We start from the raw sequence: 15,966 nt of genomic DNA, 5'->3' as shown, positions 1-15,966 counted from the left end.
ATCAGGCTGGTTCCTTTTTGATCGACGGTTTGCCGCGAAATCCTGCGATCCGCTCACTGATCGACTGGAAGACAACATAAAGAACCGGGATCATCAAAAGCCCGAGAGTGCTGTCGATGATCATACCCACGAACACGGGAAAGCCGATCGACACCCGTCCGGCGGCTCCCGCGCCGCTTGCCAGTACGAGCGGGAGAACACCAAGAATGAAACACAACCCTGTCATGGTCACAGGCCGGAACCGCATGTGAGCTGCCTGAATCGCAGCCTCTTGAATGCTATGCCCCTCTTCCCGAAGGTTCTTGGCGAACTCAACCACCATGATTGCCTTCTTCGCGGCCAGCCCGATCAGCAACACCATGCCGATCTGGGCGTAGATGTTGTTGTTCAGGTTCGGGATGAACTGCAGCGGGATCAATGCGCCGAACACTGCAAACACGGTCGATGCCATGACCGACAGAGGCAGTACCCAGCTTTCATATTGGGCCACCAGGCAGAGATAGGCGAAAATCACCGCCAGGATAAGGATGTAGGTGACCAAACCACCGGCATCGACCTCCTGAAGCGTGATGTCCGTCCAGTCAAAGCCGTAACCTTCCGGCAAGGATGTTTGGGCGACCTCTGCGAATTTCTGAATGCCAGTGCCGGAACTGAAGCCCGGTTGGAGCTGGGCGTTGATCGAAGCCGACGTAAAAAGATTGTATCGGTAGATCGTCTGGGCGCCCAACACCGGTTCCGCCGTGATAAAGGTCCGCAGCGGCAACGCTTCACCGGCCGCATTCTTCACGTAAATGCCCCGGACCTGGCTGGTCGTCTGCCGGAACTGCGCATCAGCCGACATCACCACCCAGTAGACGCGGCCGTCCTTGACGAAATTGTTCACATAGAGAGAACCAAAGCTCGCCTGCAGCGCCGTAAAGATGTCGCTGACCTTGACCTGCAGGGCTTCGGCGCGGTCGCGGTCGATCGTCAGACTGTATTGCGGAGCCGTGGCCGAAAAGCTGCTGAAAGCCGACTGGAATTCAGGTTCTTTCATCAGCGCCGACAGAAATGCTGTCTTAACGGCGTCGAAATCCTCAATGTTGTTGGCCTTGTAGTCCAAGAGCTGCGCCGACAAGCCGCCGCTTGACCCAACGCCCTGGATCGTCGGCAATGGGAACACAAAGGACGTTGCTTCCGGGATCGCGGCCAGGGACCGGTTCAACGACATCATGATGGCCCACCATTGGGTGTCGCGCGTCTTGCGTTGATCCCAAGGGTCCAGCAACAACACCAGAATTCCAACGTTCGACCTGTTGCCAGCGAGCAAACTGAACCCGGCCACAGACGTAATGGCTCCGACGCCCGGGTGCTTTTGAACCTCTGCGCTGATGTTTTGCACCACCTCTTGGGTCCGCTGGAGCGAGGCACCATCCGGCAGCTCGATACTGACAAACAACACGCCATTGTCTTCCGGCGGAATGAAGCCGGTCGGCGTGGTTTCAAACATGTAGATCGTAGCAGCGACAACTCCCGCAAACACAGCCAAAGAGACCGGAATGAACCGGAGCATGAGCCTGACAATGGCAACGTAGCCATCCCGCAGTTTGTCGATCAACTTTGGTATCAGGCGGAAAAGACCTTTCGGATGCCTGGTCCGGCGCGACAGGAACAACGAACACAGCACCGGGCCAAGCGTCAGTGCATTGATGGCTGACAGCGCGAAGGCAAATGTGATTGTCAAAGCGAACTGGAGGTAGATCTCGCCCGTGATCCCGGGAAAGAAGCACACCGGGACAAACACCGCCGCCAGAACGAATGTCGTCGCGATGATCGGCCGCGTCACCTGGCTCATCGCCTTCAACGTGGCTTCGCGCGGCTCAAGTCCATCCTCTTCCATAATCCGTTCGGTGTTTTCGATGATGACAATCGCATCATCGACCACCAGCGTGATCGCAAGCACGATGGCAAAGAGCGTGATCATGTTGGCGCTGAACCCGATCACATAGATGAGCGCCATGGTCCCAAGGAGGGAGACAGGAATTGCGATCGCCGGGATCAAGGTTGCCCGGATACTGAGGAGAAAGAAAAAGGTGACCGAGATGACCAGGGCCGCCGTTATCGCCAGGGTCGATGCGATCTCTTCGATTGATTTGCGAACCGCCGTGGTCACGTCATAGGCAAGGACATATTCCATGTCCTCGGGGAACTGTTTTGAGAGCTCCTCCATCTGGGAGCGGACGGCGTCCGCAACGTCTAGGGCATTTGCTCCGCTTTCCTCGAAAATCGCAATGATCGCAGACGGTTCGCCGTTATAAAATGATGTCGCCGCATAACTCTCAGCGCCCAGCTCCACCCGCGCGATGTCTTTTAGTCGGATGAAAGAACCATCATCCTGCGCTCCGAGGATGATTTGCTCAAACTGCTCTGCAGTCTCCAGCAGCCCTTGAGCGTCTAATGTGAATTGAAAAGACGTCTGCGCGTTGCTGAAAGGTGGGGCGCCAATCTGACCTGCGGCAGCTTCGACATTTTGCGCCTCAATGGCCGAGGAGACATCCGACGCGGACAGGTTCAGCGCCGCCATTTTTTCCGGATTCAGCCACACCCGCATGCTGTAGTTCAACGGCCCAAACTGATTGACCAGCCCGACACCATCAATCCGGCTGAGCGGATCCTGAATGAAATCAGCGGCATAGTTGCTCAAATAGAGCTGACTGAACGTCTTGTTCGGTGACAGCAGATTGATCACCTGCAGCATGTCGCTGTTCTGCTTCGACGTGGAAATGCCAAGCTTTGTGACGGCTTCGGGCAGCAGAGGCGTGGCGAGCGCCACCCGGTTCTGTACATTGACCGCGGCAATATCAGGATCCGTGCCGATTTCGAACGTGACCGTCAGCTGATAAGTGCCTTCACTGGACGATTGGGACGACATGTAAATCATCCCGTCGACACCATTCACCTGTTCCTCGATCGGTGTTGCGACGGCATTTTGAATGAGGGCTGCGTTGGCGCCCGGGAAACTCGCAGTCACCTGAATTTGCGGTGGCGCAATGTTCGGAAACTGGGCGATTGGCACAAACCGGATGGCGAGTGCGCCAACCAGGACCGTGAGGACCGCGATGACGATGGCAAAGTTGGGCCGATCGATAAAGAATCTTGCAAGCATCGGACCGCCCCGGTTCAGGATTGCGTTTCAGTCGGGCTGACTTTGACGCCCTCATGGATCTTCTGCAGCCCCTGGATGACCACCGGATCTCCGGCCTGCAGGCCTTTGCTGACGACCCAATCCCGCCCGATCTGATTGCCGAGGGTTACTTCCCGCCGTTCAACGATATTGTCCTTTCCAACGACAAACACAAAGTGCCCCTTTGCATCGAGCTGAATTGCCGTTTGCGGAACAACGACAACTTCGCTTGCATTCGGGTCCTCAAATGTCACGGTAACCACTTGACCGGGCACCAGAAGCGCATCCTTGTTGTTAAATGCGGCGCGCATTTCAACCGTGTCGGTGGATGTTTCGACTTCGTTGCTGATGTAGTCGATCTTCCCGGCAACCGGGTAACTGGCGCCATCTGAGAGCTGCAGTTTCACATCAAGTGTCGAAGAGTTCTCAGAGACGAGCCCTTCCTGACGCTTCAGGATCAAGTCCCGTTCACTGATAAAAAACTTCACATGGATCGGGTCTATGCTGGTGATCGTCGCGAGAACACCGGTGTTCGACGTTATGAGGTTGCCCACATCGACGGGCGAGTCAGAAATCCGGCCATCGATCGAACTGGTGATGGTCGTGAAGCCCAGATTTATTTTTGCTGTATCGAGATCTGCCTGTGCCTGCCCCACTGCAGCTTGATCAGCCTTGTAATCCGCTTCGGCCGAATCGTAAACCGCCTGCGAAACATCGCCCCGATCCAGCAGCTGTTTTTGCCGGTCGAGGTTGATTTTACCGTTCAGGGCCGTGGCCTTCGCCCCGTCCAAGGTCGCCTGTGCCTTGTCGGCACTTGCCTGATAGAGATCCTTTTCGATCTGGAAGAGCACATCGCCCTTTTTGACGAGACCCCCATCAGTGAATTTCTGGCTTTCCAGAACACCTTCGACCCGCGCTTCCACTTTGACGGTGCTCACGGCTGCGACGCGACCAACATAAACATCCGCCATTCCAGGCTTTGTGTTGGATGCCCGTTCCACCAGGACCGCTGGCGCTGGGTCATTGGCGTGTGCCGGTAACAAACCAATAGTTGAAATCAAAAAAACGAAAATACCGAAAAAAAACTTCATGAAGTCAGGCTCCTGCCGTTGCGCGGCTTGAGCCTAGACTTGCACCCTATTGCAGACCGGTCAAATGAACCGTTTTGGAACCACCGCGGAAATAGCCGGGCGTGTTTACCAACTTTCGCGCCGGATCACGTTGCGAGTTGCGGTCTCAACGTAGTCAGGAGAGCCGGGTCATTTTGCACCCGCGCAATGATCATCCCTCCTTCCAGAAGCGCCAGGGCTGACAAGGCCTGCGCCTTGATCTCTTCCTCTGACCGGTTTTCAGCCCACTCGGTTCTGCTCAGGCTCTCAGTCATCCACTCTGAAACCCGATCAAAAAACGACTTGGCCTCGGTGACAACGCTGTCCGGGAGACCCGCAGATTCTGCTGCCAGAATTCCGCAGAGACACATTTGCCCATCTGAACCAAGCGCCGAGACAAACAGACCGTGAAGTTTTTTCACAATTTCAGACGCGGTCACTGGCCCGTCTTCAGGATCACCGAGCGCGTTTAAGAAACGGTCCGTATAACGGCGCGCCACCTTTGTGCCGAGATCCTCTTTCGTCGGGAAATAATAATGGACACTTGAGCTTTTCACCCCGACACCGGACGCCAGGTCTCGGAAACTCACACCGTTATAGCCGTTCTTGCGAATGAGGCTCTCGGCGAGGTCCAATATTTTTCCTTCTGTTTCCGCAGCATTCCGGCTCATGGCACCCTCATTACCTATCAATCAGTAGATAGGCCTTGACACCAACTTCTGCAATCCCAATATCCCGGTCATCACAATCTACCTATCAATAGATAGATAACTTGGAGAAGCTGAAATGACTGAGACCGTAGCAATCATACAAGGCGGAACGTCCGGCATGGGCCTTGCCACTGCGAAACGGCTGGCCGCGAGAAACGTGCCCCTTGTTCTTATCGGTCGGAACGCTGACAAACTCTCAACCGCAAAGGTAGAGATTGAAGCTGCATACGAGATCAATGTTCAAACATGGCAAGCTGATGTGACCGATCAAAAGGACGTTGCTGAGCTTGTTGAGCGTATTGAAGATCTGCAAACACCGATCGGATATCTGGTCAATGCGGCCGGTGCCTTCAGCCCAAAACCGTTCCTCAACCACACACCGGAGGACTACGACCTCTATCACGCCTTCAACCGCGGCACGTTTCAGATCACTCAGGCCGTGGCGCGGAAAATGGTGGAGCGTGCAGCCGGATCTATCGTCAATCTTGGCTCGATGTGGGCGCACCAGGCTGTGAAGGCGACACCTTCTTCCGCCTACTCCATGGCAAAGGCCGGCTTGCACGCTCTCACACAGCATTTGGCCATGGAGCTTGGAGATCATGGGGTCCGGGTTAATGCCGTTGCCCCGGCTGTTGTCGAAACGCCGATTTATGGCGCGTTTATCCCGGAGGACCAGATCACGCAAACTCTGAAGGACGGCTTCGACGCATTCCATCCGATCGGACGGATCGGAACGGCGGACGATGTTGCCGCAGCCGTGGACTTCCTTCTCTCCGATCAGGCCGGTTGGGTGACCGGAGCAATCTGGGACGTTGACGGCGGTGTCATGGCCGGCCGGTGCTAAGCGTCAACTGAAACACAAAGGGCCGCCCAAATCGGGTGGCCCTGTTTTCAGATCGCTTCCAAATAATACCAGCGGCCGGATTTTTTCCGGAACCGGCTGTTTTCCCGGTGGGTGTGCAGCGTGCCGCCGGATAGATACTTTGCCTCAAAGAGCACCGTCCCGTCGCGATCAACTTCGCTTCCTTTACCGGTCTCAAGAACGCTCAAGCCCGTCCAGTGGTTTTCCGCCGCCCACCTGGCTGTCGCCGCAAAATCGAACCCTGCCTGATACTTCGGCCAAAGTGTCTCTTTAAGATACGCAATGTTCTCACGCACATATGCTGAGTAACGCGACCGCATCAAAGCCTCTGCGGTCTTTGGCGTTTGGCGTCCCTCCAGATAAGGACCACAACAGGCCGAAAATGCTGCGCCAGATCCACAGGGGCAATCCGTATCCGCCATATCCAAGTTCCGTTCCAATTCACTCTATAGATCGCAGTCTCTATCACCACCTGTGACAGGACGCTATGCTGCTCCCAACTTGATCAGATCGACTGCGACGGCAGCATGAAACTTGCTACCTTTAACCTGGAATCTTTTGGCACGGACAGGATCGATGAAGATCTGCTGGCCCGGCGGATCGACGCTCTGAGGCCAAAGCTTCTGGAGCTTGAGGCTGACATCCTATGCCTTCAGGAGGTCAACGCCCAGAAAATCAAGGGCAACTCCAGCCGGCAATTTCATGATCTTGAACGACTGATTGAAGGCACGCCTTATCAGGACTTTTTCATGTCCGGCAGCTTGCGCCCATCCGGCAAAGGGCCTGGCGACCGGCACAATCTTGTTGTGCTCTCGCGGTATCCGGTTCTTTCGGGAGAAAGCCTTTACCATCGTCATGCAGAGCCCCCATTGTGGCGGCCTGGAACCGCCGATCCAGGATATGACGAGCCGCAGGCAACCGCTTTCGACCGGCCGGTTCAGCAGCTTCAAATCGATATTGGCACAGGACAACCCTTACACGTGTTCAACGTGCATCTGCGCGCCCCGATCGCGGCCCAAATCCGGGGCGGGAAAGACGCGGAGCACAATTGGGCCTCTGTCTCTGCCTGGGCAGAGGGGTATCATTTGTCGGTCCTGAAACAGACAGCGCAAGCACTTGAACTCCGGCTTGGGGCGGAGGCTCTGTTCGATGAGGATCCGGATGCTCAGATCATCCTGACCGGAGATTTCAACGCGACCGGCGAAACCCGGGCGCTGCGGCTATTACGCGCGGACCCACACGATACCGGCGTTCCGGACCTTGGCTACCGGCAGCTTTATCAACTGGATGCGGCTCTTCCTTTGGAACAACGAAAAACCGTGCTTCACAAGGGCCGGGCCCAGACCCTGGATCACGTGCTCGCGAGCCGCTCCATGACGGACCGGGTTGCGCACATCAAGGTGTTTAATGCGGCTTTGCCGGATGAGATTCTTGAAGGCGACAATCCCGATTATGCCGGCTCCTACCACGCCGCAATGTGCGTGGACTTCGACATGTCGTAATCGGCTCGATTACTCGTTTGCCAGCGACTGGATATACCCGGCGAGATTGGCAATCTCGATGTTGCCGAGTGTCATGTTTGGCATTTGCGGATGGGGATTGGCGAGAAAGGTCGCCAGTTTCGATGCATCCCAACTCTGATCCTTGGCCATATCATAAAAACTCGGCAACGACACACTGGACGCCGTCGCCTGATCGTTGGAAACGAGATGGCACGACGCACACCATTGAAGCGCCAGGTCTTTTCCTGCAGCGACATCGGCCGCAAACGCCGATGACAGAGGAGCTACGGCCGCTAGGCTGAAGCCCAAAACGAGCGCTTGAAATCCACTCCGCCGCATTTTGGACTGCTCTACCATTTTTGCTCTCTCCACATCTCAATCACGGTTCTCAGTCTGTCTGACCGAACCGGCCTCTTCCTTGTCTTGCATCAAATCATGCTCATGAGCCTGTCTGCAACTTTTCAGAAAACCCCATTGCCGCGTCCGGCATCCTCGTCCACAGTCTGGAGTTGAGGAAACATAAAAACAATCGGAGATCCGGATGATTCACCAAAGCCTGATCCGCGCGGCAACGGCAGTGAGCCTGAGCTTTGCGCTGGCCATTGGCGCAGGCGCGCCGACACTTGCTCAAGAAACGCCGATCTACTCCGGAAAAGACCGGTTTCATCCTGTGACCGCCGTCAACGGCATGGTGGCCAGCCAGGAAGCCGTCGCCACCCGGGTAGGCGTCAGCATTCTTGAAAAAGGCGGCAACGCCATAGAAGCAGCGATCGCGACCGGTTTTGCACTGGCAGTGACCTTGCCGCGTGCCGGCAACCTCGGTGGCGGCGGCTTCATGATGATCCACAAGGCAGATACCGGCGAAACCGAAGCGCTGGATTACCGCGAAAAGGCACCAGCCGGCGCAACACGCGACATGTTCTTGGGAGCGGACGGCGAACCGGACAATGACAAGTCCCGTTATTCGGGTTTGGCAATCGGGGTTCCAGGCACGGTTGCCGGATTTGCGGCAGCGTTTGAAAAGCACGGCAGCGGAAATGTGACATGGGAAGACCTTGTTGCACCCGCAATTGCGCTTGCAGAAGACGGCATTGAAGTGACACCAGACTTGTCGGCGTCCCTTGCCGCCCGCATCAAGAGGCTCGGCAAAGACCCTGCAACGGCAGCTATCTTCTTCAAGGCTGGCCTGATCCCGTATGTCCCGGGCGAAACGCTGAAACAGGCCGATTTGGCGGCGACGCTCCGGCTGATCGCCGACAAGGGCGCGGCCGGTTTTTATCTGGGTGATGTTGCCGAGAAAATCGCAGCAAAGGTTCAAGCGGCCGGTGGAAGCATGACAGCTGCCGACCTCGCCGACTACAAACCCGTTTGGCGGGATCCGGTGACCGGCAGCTATCGGGGATATGAGATCGCCTCCATGCCGCCTCCGTCCTCCGGCGGCGTTCATATTGTGCAGATCCTGAACATGCTTGAGGCCTATCCGATGGCCGAGTTCGGCCCAAATTCTGCCGACGCAATCCATGTCATGGCTGAAGCCAAGCGCCGCGCCTATGCCGACCGGTCAAAATACCTTGGAGATCCGGATTTTGCGGATATTCCTGTCAAAGGCCTGACCGATCCGGCCTATGCGGCAAGTCTTGCAGAGACCATCAACATGGAGACCGCAACCGATTCAAAGGACGTTGCTCCCGGCAACCCCATTCCTTACGAAAGCAATGAAACGACCCATTACTCCGTCATCGACAAGGACGGCAATGCAGTTTCGAACACCTACACGCTGAACTTTTCCTTTGGCGTTGGTCTCACCGCCGACGGCACCGGCGTTCTTTTGAACAACGAGCTGGATGATTTCTCCGCAAAACCTGGCGCACCGAATGCCTATGGGTTGATTGGCGGAACAGCGAACGCGGTCGAAGGTGGCAAACGGCCCCTATCTTCCATGAGCCCGACACTGGTGTTCAAGGACGGCAAGCTGTTCCTTGTCACCGGCTCACCAGGCGGCAGCCGGATTATCACGACAACGTTGCAGGTCATCCTGAATGTGATCGACCACCAGATGAACATCGCCGAGGCAACGGCCGCACCACGCGTCCACCATCAATGGTTTCCGGATGAAATTCGAATTGAAGAAGGTTTGTCCCCGGACACGATCCGGCTTTTGGAAGCGCGTGGCCACAAGGTCGAGGTCAAGAATGTTATGGGCTCAACCCAATCAATCATGAAGGTGGGCGGTCTTCTGGCCGGTGCTTCCGATCCACGCCGGCAAGGCGCACTGACAGCTGGCCACTGATACAGGGTTGAGGGAGACCGATGACATTTCATCGGTCTCATCGCTCCGGTCCAAGCTGTTTCTGCAGAATTAATTCGGCTCTGGTGGATAGCGGCGGTTGATCGTGCTGTCGCCGTCCAGATCCTTGAGGTGCTGGAAGAAACTTTCAGCTGCGACCGCAAGGAAAGAAACCAGCAACACACCGACATAAGTCGAGTGCTCCAACAGCTCAGCCCTGTCACCAACGACCACATCGAAGATTGCAAATCCGAGAAAAACGGCGATCGACACTGCAATCGCGAGGTCGGTCCGGTAGGCAACACCCGGCTGGTTTTTGACAAGCCGGATCCCGGCCACCAAAAACAAAGCAGCCGCAAAAAACTCGACAATGCCCGCGAATATGAGCGTCGCCGTTACGAAACCTGGATCGATGTCCAGGCGATCAAAATACATGGTGAACTTTTCGACGCGGTGATTGCCCCACCAATGGACAAACCCAATGTCCTGACGGGCAAAAAATTTATCGAGGCCGTTCAGCAGCCAAAAGCAAAACCAAAAAGCGATCACGACGGCGGTAACGGGTTGGCGCAAAATAGCCATATCTATCTTCTGTCTTGAATGTCGGAACTATCGTCAATTCATACAGGGCGAGTCCTTGAAAACTGGTTACACTCAACGCGCAAAGCCGGTCCGTAAATCCACTTATCAAAGATCGCTGAAGACAAGCCGCTCTATTTCTGAGGCTGTTTCGTGCCGCGAGAGACAAGGTCTGCAAATTGCTGATCTAGTTTGAGGCGCTCTTCGGCTGTCATCTCCGGCCAGATGACCTGAGCGCCAACAAAGGCAGCATATTCAATTTTCGCAATGCTGTTTGCAGTGGCATCATCCAGCCCTTGCGCAAGATACAACTGAACAATGAACTGGGTTCGGAGATCATCGACCTCGCGTACGGTTTGCCGGGCCGTCTGGTTGATCTGCGCAAACTGGCGCATGGCACGGTCCAGGTCATGATCGAGTTGAGCCGCCTTCAGCGCCAGCGTGCGCGCCTGATCTTCGGGCGCACTCGCAAGCGTTTCTTCGGCAACATCAAGTGTGTTTTGTTTCTTCCAGGCATGAGCCAAAGCGGTCAGGAATGCCTCATGATCCTTGAAGTGATGATAAAATGAGCCTTTGGTCCGTGACGCCGTCTGGCACAGCGCATCGAGGGTCAGCCCCCCGGTGCCCTCTTTGACCAGTTGCCCAAATCCGAGCGTGATCCAATCCTCTTTGCCAAACCGTTTCTTCTCGGTCATAGGCTGCCGCCCAACACACCAAGGATGACGATCGGCAGGAACAACCACCCTTGCGGCATATCCTTAAATGCCTGGTTCTTGAAGACCGGAACGGCTAGGCCGAGCACGCAGTAGCCAAACGTCAATATGGTTGCCACCCACCCGAGATCCGTTCCACCGTTATAGAGCGCCGCATAGCCGAACATACCGGCAATGACTGCGAGTGTGATGGTGACGATGTGCCAACAGTAGTAGGTCGTGAGCTTGGGAACGGGATGCAGCCCGGGCGCGTTCAAAAGCGGCTCAGCGATCGCCCGGCCTCCCAAGAAGGTATGGATCAGACATACAATGGCGGCCAGTCCTCCAGCACTCGCAAAATAAACGTTCATTTCGACCCTCGAATTTACATACCATACCTTATGGTATGTACTGATATTTGAAATAGCAAGTGACAATTCGTGTGCCTTTCAAAGGAGCCCAAAGTCACAAAAAAACAGCGGAACCTGGTGGTCCCGCTGGAAAAGTCACTGAAGCAGTCGCAATCGCGTCTTGGGGCGAAATACTGACAATTTCGCCATCCGCAGTTTGCACAGGTAGATTAGCCGTCGGGCAATAACGCTAATATAAAGTTGCAAGGCTGATTTATTTCAATCATAGGGAAAATTGTCGCAAACGATCAGCGCAATAAAAAAGCCAGTTGCTTTTCTGCAACTGGCTTTTAGCACCATTCGGTGAAATTGGAGCGGGCGATGGGATTCGAACCCACGACCCCAACCTTGGCAAGGTTGTGCTCTACCCCTGAGCTACACCCGCATAGTGTTCCAACTCGGTGGCGGCTGCCTCGTCGTTGGTGGCGCAGTATATGAACTAAGCCGAAACAGAATGCAACACCGAAAATGCAGAAATTTTTTTAGCTGTCTTTTTGTGGATTTCACAGCTTCGACACCCAGAAAAACGGCGGAAAATAGCCGCTTCGTAGACAACACTCGCCTTGCGGATCAGCATCAAAACACGCTAGAGAGCTGCAAACAGTCTAATTTTTTCAGGAAAAGTCATGCCAGTCACCCGCGACGAGCTCATGGGCTTCTTTCAGGATCTGGGGATCTCTGTCACCACTGTGGATCATGATCCGGTGTTCACAGTCGCCGAATCCGGCGACCTGCACGACCGCATTCCAGGTGGCCATACCAAGAACCTGTTCGTCAAAGACAAGAAGGGTCGGTTGTTTCTGATAACAACCCTGCACGATGCCGAAATTGATCTGAAAAAAGTGCACCAGGTGATTGGCGCTCAGGGACGGGTGTCGTTTGGCAATGCTGACCTTCTGATGGAAGTGCTTGGCGTGGAGCCCGGGTCCGTCACCCCGTTTTCCTTGATCAACGACCGGGAAGCGCAACGTGTCACGCCCGTTTTTGATGCAGCGATGATGGCACATGACGTCCTGAACTATCACCCGCTGAAGAATGACGCGACGACGGCGATTTCTTCCAGCGATTTGCTCAAGTTCGCAAAGGCCTGCGGTCATGATCCGCAAGTGCTGGCAGTCAGTGCGCAGGCACAGGCAAGCGAAGTACAGGGTTGAGAATTGTAATCCGATTGTAGCCGCGCCATGTTAGGTGCGGTTTTTCCAGCGAGACGGCCAACAAGGCCAACGTTCACAGCAGCCGAACAGCAAGAGGCAGATTAATGAGCAACGGCGACTACAGCATTGGCGGTCAAGTCGGTGGCGGTTTCGGCGCCAGCATGGGTGGCGGATATGGTGGCCAAGGCGGCGGTTTCGACGGCGGTGGTGGCAACGGCTCTGGCGGCGCGCCGGATGGCGACCTGATTTTCGACGTCACCACACAGACATTTATGGCTGATGTGATGGAGGCCTCCCGCCAGCAGCCGATACTCGTGGATTTCTGGGCGCCGTGGTGCGGCCCCTGCAAGCAGCTGACACCGTTGATCGAGGCCGCTGTGAAGGCAGCTGGCGGCACGGTGAAGCTTGCCAAGATGAACATTGACGACCATCCGGAAATTGCCGGCCAGATGGGCATTCAATCTATCCCGGCCGTGATAGCCTTTAAGGACGGTCAACCGGTCGACGGCTTCATGGGCGCTCAGCCGGAAAGCCAGATCAAGGCGTTCATCGAAAAGCTTGGCGGCCCGGCTCCTGCCAACCCTGCCGAAGCCTACCTGGAACAAGCCAACGCTTTGTTGGCGGATAAGGATTACGGGCAGGCCGCTCAGCTGTTCGGGGCATTGATGCAGGCAGAACCGGACAATGTTCAGGCCATTGCGGGACTGACCCAGTGCTACCTCGGGGCCGACGACCTGGAACGCGCCAAACAGGCACTGGAACTCGCATCGGAAGAAAAACGCACGGATGAAGCCTATTTGGCAGCCAAAGCTGCTGTGGACCTTGCCGAACAAGCCGCATCCCTTGGAGACTTGGCTGGTTTTGAGGAGCGCATTGCCCAGAACCCGGACGATCATCAGGCCCGCTTTGATCTTGCGCTCGGGCTGAATTCAAAGGGTGCCAAAACAGCGGCAGTTGACCAGCTCATAGAGATCGTCCGCCGCGACCGCGAATGGAACGAAGACGGCGCCCGCAAACAGTTGCTGCAGTTCTTTGAAGCCTGGGGTTTCAAAGATGAAGCAAGTGCCTATGGCCGCCGTAAACTGTCTGCCGTGTTGTTTTCTTGACGATAGGCCACTCGCGCCACACATACCCACTTATGCGGTACAACCGCACAAAGCGGTTGGTCGAGAACAACAACACAAAGGCCCACTCATGCAGGCTGGTAACGCCATTTACGAGACGATTGCTGATCTTCCTCCGGTCTTGCCTGTGTTCCCCTTGTCCGGCGCGTTGCTGCTTCCCAGAACGCAGCTTCCGCTGAACATTTTTGAGCCGCGCTACATCGACATGATTGATAGCGCCTTGGCGGGCAACCGTCTCATTGGGATGGTGCAACCGTCGGGACGGCAGAACACGAAAGACCCGGATCAACCCTTGCTGGAAGGAGTTGGCTGTGCGGGTCGTTTGACCGGGTTCCAAGAAACCGGCGACGGCCGGTACCTCATCACACTCCAAGGTGTGACACGGTTCCGTGTCGCGCAGGAACTGACCGCATTGACGCGCTTTCGGCAGGCAGAAGTCGATTTTGCTCCGTTCGCTGCCGATCTCAGATGTGGTCAAGGCGAAGACGACGTCGATCGGAACGGACTTCTAACAACCTTGAGGGCTTATCTGGACGCCAATAATCTGGAAGCAGATTGGGACAGTGTCAAAGAGGCTGAGACAGAAGTTCTGGTAAACGCGTTGTGCATGATGTGCCCCTACGGTCCGCAGGAAAAACAGGCACTGTTGGAAGCGCAGGACCTCAAGACCCGCGCCGAGACCTTGATTGCCATTACCGAGATGGACCTCGCTAGAAACGACAATGACGGCGGCGCAACTCTTCAATAAGCCAGAACTGGCGGAAACTGGACAATGACCGAAACAACCGACCGGCCGATCGACCGGAAGCTATTGGAACTGCTGGTGTGCCCTGTGACAAAGGCAACATTGGAATATGATGCAGAAGCGCAAGAGCTGATTTCCCGGACAGCCAAACTGGCATATCCGATCCGAAACGGAATTCCCATCATGCTGCCGGATGAGGCAAGAAAACTAGAAGACTGAAACTGAAAAACCCGGGCTGAGACCCGGGTTTTTGTTTGCGCGCCTAGAAGCCGCGGAACAGAGGCATCAGGTTGTTCTGAATGATCATTTGAATGAAAATGATACCCAGCAGCAAAACAACCGGTGAGATGTCGACACCGCCGAGATCCGGCATGAAACGCCGGATGGGTCGGAGCACGGGTTCAGTGAGGTTATAAAGGACCTGCCCGATCATGCCGATAATCTGGTTTCTCGGATTGACGATATTAAAGGCATAGAGCCAGGAGAAAATCGCACTCGCGATCACCACGTAGGTATAGAGTTGCAGTGCGATGAGGATCACTGTGAAAAGGGCTGTCATTGTGCGGTCCGTTGCCTTTTGAAGCAGGTGTTGTTCTTCATGTAGCTTTCTGTACCGCCGCCTGCAACCCGCTGAGCGCAGGCGGTTGGCAAACAAGAAGACTCTAGTCCCCTGTTACGCAGATGCGAAAATGCAACAGTTCGCCAAAACCCGACTCTCTTAGCCTTTGCGTTACCGGTCTTCGTGCTATCTTCGCGATCGAAAAATTCCATACGTATGTGGGTCTCATGAGAAAAATCATTTTGCGCGCTGCAATTGCGCTTTTGGCCGGTTCATTGCCAGGCACAGCACTAGCGCAGGGCGGGAGCCTGTCCGCTGAGGATGCAACGCGGCAATTCGTGATCGACCTCGGCGTTGGGGCCATGGTGAAGCCGCGTTATGAGGCTTCCGACTCCTACCTTGTTTATCCCTTCCCCCTGATCCAGATGGGACGTTTCTATGTTCCCGGCCTCGGCCAGGTCGTTGAAGGCCGCGGACGGACGGGTGTTTTCTTCTATCCGTCATTTGGCTTTGTCGGAGAACGCAAGGCGAGTGACACAACCGATCTCACGGGCACCGACAAGATTGATTGGGCCTTAGAACTTGGTCTCGGCGGCGGTTTCCGGACCCAGCATTGGCGCGCATTCGGCGAAATAAGGCAGGGCATCAACGGCCACAATGGTCAGGTCGGACAATTCGGTTTTGATGGCATCCTTTATCCGGGCGAGAAGTGGGAGCTAAGCTTCGGACCTCGCGCAGACTTTGCTTCTGGTAGCTACATGGATACCTATTTCGGCGTTACCTCCACTGAGGCTGCGGCGAGTGGTGGTCGCCTTAGCGAGTATAACCCGAGTGCCGGCTTCAAATCTGTCGGCTTGGCAGCCCGTGTTAGCTACGATCTCAATGACGATGTGCGCCTGCACCTTCAGGGCGGATATGACCGCCTCGTGGGCGACGCTGCTGACAGCCCGATCGCAAAGGTCGGCAGCGAGAACCAGTTCAATGTCGGCCTTGGCTTCACGTATCGGTTTGCGTTCGACGTATTCAAATAAAGTTCGCCAGAAGCTGTAACTGTTTTCACAACACGGGGC

At 55.5% G+C, this 15,966-nt stretch carries 17 protein-coding genes and 1 tRNA gene; 8 read left to right on the top strand and 10 right to left on the bottom strand.

Annotation, left to right across the window (positions count from 1 at the left end; all coding sequences use genetic code 11):
• Window position 1: 1 nt before the first annotated feature.
• From ACVDG4_RS20675 to ACVDG4_RS20665, 3 genes are all read right to left on the bottom strand, one after another.
• Window positions 2-3,145 carry an efflux RND transporter permease subunit gene (locus ACVDG4_RS20675; RefSeq protein ID WP_447236504.1) on the bottom strand — a complete coding sequence of 1,048 codons (3,144 nt, stop codon included), beginning with the start codon at window positions 3,143-3,145 and terminating at the stop codon, window positions 2-4.
• A gap of 14 nt (window positions 3,146-3,159) precedes the next feature.
• The gene (locus tag ACVDG4_RS20670) at window positions 3,160-4,254 is read right to left on the bottom strand and encodes an efflux RND transporter periplasmic adaptor subunit (protein ID WP_447236503.1); all 1,095 of its coding nucleotides are present in this window, start codon (window positions 4,252-4,254) and stop codon (window positions 3,160-3,162) included.
• A gap of 125 nt (window positions 4,255-4,379) precedes the next feature.
• Complete coding sequence (locus ACVDG4_RS20665) at window positions 4,380-4,943, bottom strand: TetR/AcrR family transcriptional regulator (RefSeq protein WP_447236502.1); 564 nt, start codon at window positions 4,941-4,943, stop codon at window positions 4,380-4,382.
• Between the two features lie 115 nt (window positions 4,944-5,058).
• On the opposite strand from ACVDG4_RS20665, the gene ACVDG4_RS20660 reads away from it, so the two are divergent.
• Window positions 5,059-5,826 carry an SDR family NAD(P)-dependent oxidoreductase gene (locus ACVDG4_RS20660; protein ID WP_447236501.1) on the top strand — a complete coding sequence of 256 codons (768 nt, stop codon included), beginning with the start codon at window positions 5,059-5,061 and terminating at the stop codon, window positions 5,824-5,826.
• A 47-nt stretch (window positions 5,827-5,873) separates the two neighbouring features.
• Here ACVDG4_RS20660 and ACVDG4_RS20655 read toward each other — a convergent pair whose 3' ends face one another.
• A complete protein-coding gene (locus ACVDG4_RS20655) occupies window positions 5,874-6,266 on the bottom strand; it encodes a YchJ family protein (RefSeq protein ID WP_447236500.1) in 393 nt (130 codons plus the stop codon).
• A 105-nt stretch (window positions 6,267-6,371) separates the two neighbouring features.
• Here ACVDG4_RS20655 and ACVDG4_RS20650 point away from each other — a divergent pair, with 105 nt between their 5' ends.
• The gene (locus ACVDG4_RS20650; RefSeq protein ID WP_447236499.1) at window positions 6,372-7,346 is read left to right on the top strand and encodes an endonuclease/exonuclease/phosphatase family protein; all 975 of its coding nucleotides are present in this window, start codon (window positions 6,372-6,374) and stop codon (window positions 7,344-7,346) included.
• A 9-nt stretch (window positions 7,347-7,355) separates the two neighbouring features.
• Here ACVDG4_RS20650 and ACVDG4_RS20645 read toward each other — a convergent pair whose 3' ends face one another.
• A complete protein-coding gene (locus tag ACVDG4_RS20645) occupies window positions 7,356-7,703 on the bottom strand; it encodes a c-type cytochrome (RefSeq protein WP_447236498.1) in 348 nt (115 codons plus the stop codon).
• A gap of 184 nt (window positions 7,704-7,887) precedes the next feature.
• Between ACVDG4_RS20645 and ggt the strand changes: the two genes are divergently transcribed.
• Window positions 7,888-9,636 carry a gamma-glutamyltransferase gene (gene ggt, locus ACVDG4_RS20640; RefSeq protein ID WP_447236497.1) on the top strand — a complete coding sequence of 583 codons (1,749 nt, stop codon included), beginning with the start codon at window positions 7,888-7,890 and terminating at the stop codon, window positions 9,634-9,636.
• Window positions 9,637-9,705: 69 nt separating this feature from the next.
• Here the strand turns inward: ggt and ACVDG4_RS20635 are convergent, their stop codons facing one another.
• The 4 genes from ACVDG4_RS20635 to ACVDG4_RS20620 all read right to left on the bottom strand — a co-directional run bounded on the left by ACVDG4_RS20635 (window position 9,706) and on the right by ACVDG4_RS20620 (window position 11,699).
• Window positions 9,706-10,215 (bottom strand): hypothetical protein, encoded by a 510-nt coding sequence (locus ACVDG4_RS20635; RefSeq protein WP_133952609.1) that lies wholly within the window; start codon window positions 10,213-10,215, stop codon window positions 9,706-9,708.
• 131 nt (window positions 10,216-10,346) lie between these two features.
• Window positions 10,347-10,907 (bottom strand): TetR/AcrR family transcriptional regulator, encoded by a 561-nt coding sequence (locus tag ACVDG4_RS20630; protein ID WP_447236496.1) that lies wholly within the window; start codon window positions 10,905-10,907, stop codon window positions 10,347-10,349.
• A complete protein-coding gene (locus ACVDG4_RS20625; protein ID WP_409686596.1) occupies window positions 10,904-11,275 on the bottom strand; it encodes a hypothetical protein in 372 nt (123 codons plus the stop codon). The genes ACVDG4_RS20630 and ACVDG4_RS20625 overlap by 4 nt, the downstream gene beginning before the upstream one ends.
• A 349-nt stretch (window positions 11,276-11,624) precedes the next feature.
• Window positions 11,625-11,699 (bottom strand) — tRNA-Gly (locus ACVDG4_RS20620).
• 241 nt (window positions 11,700-11,940) lie between these two features.
• Between ACVDG4_RS20620 and ACVDG4_RS20615 the strand changes: the two genes are divergently transcribed.
• The 4 genes from ACVDG4_RS20615 (at window position 11,941) to ACVDG4_RS20600 (ending at window position 14,556) form a co-directional block, all read left to right on the top strand.
• Complete coding sequence (locus ACVDG4_RS20615; RefSeq protein ID WP_409686594.1) at window positions 11,941-12,468, top strand: prolyl-tRNA synthetase associated domain-containing protein; 528 nt, start codon at window positions 11,941-11,943, stop codon at window positions 12,466-12,468.
• A gap of 161 nt (window positions 12,469-12,629) precedes the next feature.
• Window positions 12,630-13,574 carry a thioredoxin gene (gene trxA / locus ACVDG4_RS20610; RefSeq protein WP_447236743.1) on the top strand — a complete coding sequence of 315 codons (945 nt, stop codon included), beginning with the start codon at window positions 12,630-12,632 and terminating at the stop codon, window positions 13,572-13,574.
• A gap of 88 nt (window positions 13,575-13,662) precedes the next feature.
• The gene (locus tag ACVDG4_RS20605) at window positions 13,663-14,340 is read left to right on the top strand and encodes an LON peptidase substrate-binding domain-containing protein (protein ID WP_133952614.1); all 678 of its coding nucleotides are present in this window, start codon (window positions 13,663-13,665) and stop codon (window positions 14,338-14,340) included.
• Window positions 14,341-14,364: 24 nt separating this feature from the next.
• On the top strand, window positions 14,365-14,556 hold the full coding sequence (locus ACVDG4_RS20600; RefSeq protein WP_209176362.1) for a Trm112 family protein: 192 nt from the start codon (window positions 14,365-14,367) through the stop codon (window positions 14,554-14,556).
• 43 nt (window positions 14,557-14,599) lie between these two features.
• Here ACVDG4_RS20600 and ACVDG4_RS20595 read toward each other — a convergent pair whose 3' ends face one another.
• The gene (locus ACVDG4_RS20595) at window positions 14,600-14,896 is read right to left on the bottom strand and encodes a YggT family protein (protein ID WP_133952616.1); all 297 of its coding nucleotides are present in this window, start codon (window positions 14,894-14,896) and stop codon (window positions 14,600-14,602) included.
• A gap of 227 nt (window positions 14,897-15,123) precedes the next feature.
• Here ACVDG4_RS20595 and ACVDG4_RS20590 point away from each other — a divergent pair, with 227 nt between their 5' ends.
• Window positions 15,124-15,927 (top strand): MipA/OmpV family protein, encoded by an 804-nt coding sequence (locus tag ACVDG4_RS20590; protein WP_166672834.1) that lies wholly within the window; start codon window positions 15,124-15,126, stop codon window positions 15,925-15,927.
• Window positions 15,928-15,966 lie beyond the last annotated feature (39 nt).

It is taken from the genome of Roseibium sp. MB-4, assembly GCF_053005265.1.
This window is presented reverse-complemented; position numbering and strand designations above follow the sequence as displayed.

Bases quoted from the DNA above. Each gene is read 5' to 3' on its own strand.
- ACVDG4_RS20630 (WP_447236496.1), bottom strand. From the start codon at position 10,907: ATGACCGAGAAGAAACGGTTTGGCAAAGAGGATTGGATCACGCTCGGA.
- ACVDG4_RS20645 (WP_447236498.1), bottom strand. From the start codon at position 7,703: ATGGTAGAGCAGTCCAAAATGCGGCGGAGTGGATTTCAAGCGCTCGTT.
- ACVDG4_RS20670 (WP_447236503.1), bottom strand. From the start codon at position 4,254: ATGAAGTTTTTTTTCGGTATTTTCGTTTTTTTGATTTCAACTATTGGT.
- ACVDG4_RS20600 (WP_209176362.1), top strand. From the start codon at position 14,365: ATGACCGAAACAACCGACCGGCCGATCGACCGGAAGCTATTGGAACTG.
- ACVDG4_RS20625 (WP_409686596.1), bottom strand. From the start codon at position 11,275: ATGAACGTTTATTTTGCGAGTGCTGGAGGACTGGCCGCCATTGTATGT.
- ACVDG4_RS20605 (WP_133952614.1), top strand. From the start codon at position 13,663: ATGCAGGCTGGTAACGCCATTTACGAGACGATTGCTGATCTTCCTCCG.
- ACVDG4_RS20665 (WP_447236502.1), bottom strand. From the start codon at position 4,943: ATGAGCCGGAATGCTGCGGAAACAGAAGGAAAAATATTGGACCTCGCC.
- ACVDG4_RS20650 (WP_447236499.1), top strand. From the start codon at position 6,372: ATGAAACTTGCTACCTTTAACCTGGAATCTTTTGGCACGGACAGGATC.
- ACVDG4_RS20675 (WP_447236504.1), bottom strand. From the start codon at position 3,145: ATGCTTGCAAGATTCTTTATCGATCGGCCCAACTTTGCCATCGTCATC.
- ggt (WP_447236497.1), top strand. From the start codon at position 7,888: ATGATTCACCAAAGCCTGATCCGCGCGGCAACGGCAGTGAGCCTGAGC.
- ACVDG4_RS20655 (WP_447236500.1), bottom strand. From the start codon at position 6,266: ATGGCGGATACGGATTGCCCCTGTGGATCTGGCGCAGCATTTTCGGCC.
- ACVDG4_RS20635 (WP_133952609.1), bottom strand. From the start codon at position 10,215: ATGGCTATTTTGCGCCAACCCGTTACCGCCGTCGTGATCGCTTTTTGG.
- ACVDG4_RS20590 (WP_166672834.1), top strand. From the start codon at position 15,124: ATGAGAAAAATCATTTTGCGCGCTGCAATTGCGCTTTTGGCCGGTTCA.
- ACVDG4_RS20660 (WP_447236501.1), top strand. From the start codon at position 5,059: ATGACTGAGACCGTAGCAATCATACAAGGCGGAACGTCCGGCATGGGC.
- ACVDG4_RS20595 (WP_133952616.1), bottom strand. From the start codon at position 14,896: ATGACAGCCCTTTTCACAGTGATCCTCATCGCACTGCAACTCTATACC.
- ACVDG4_RS20615 (WP_409686594.1), top strand. From the start codon at position 11,941: ATGCCAGTCACCCGCGACGAGCTCATGGGCTTCTTTCAGGATCTGGGG.
- trxA (WP_447236743.1), top strand. From the start codon at position 12,630: ATGGGTGGCGGATATGGTGGCCAAGGCGGCGGTTTCGACGGCGGTGGT.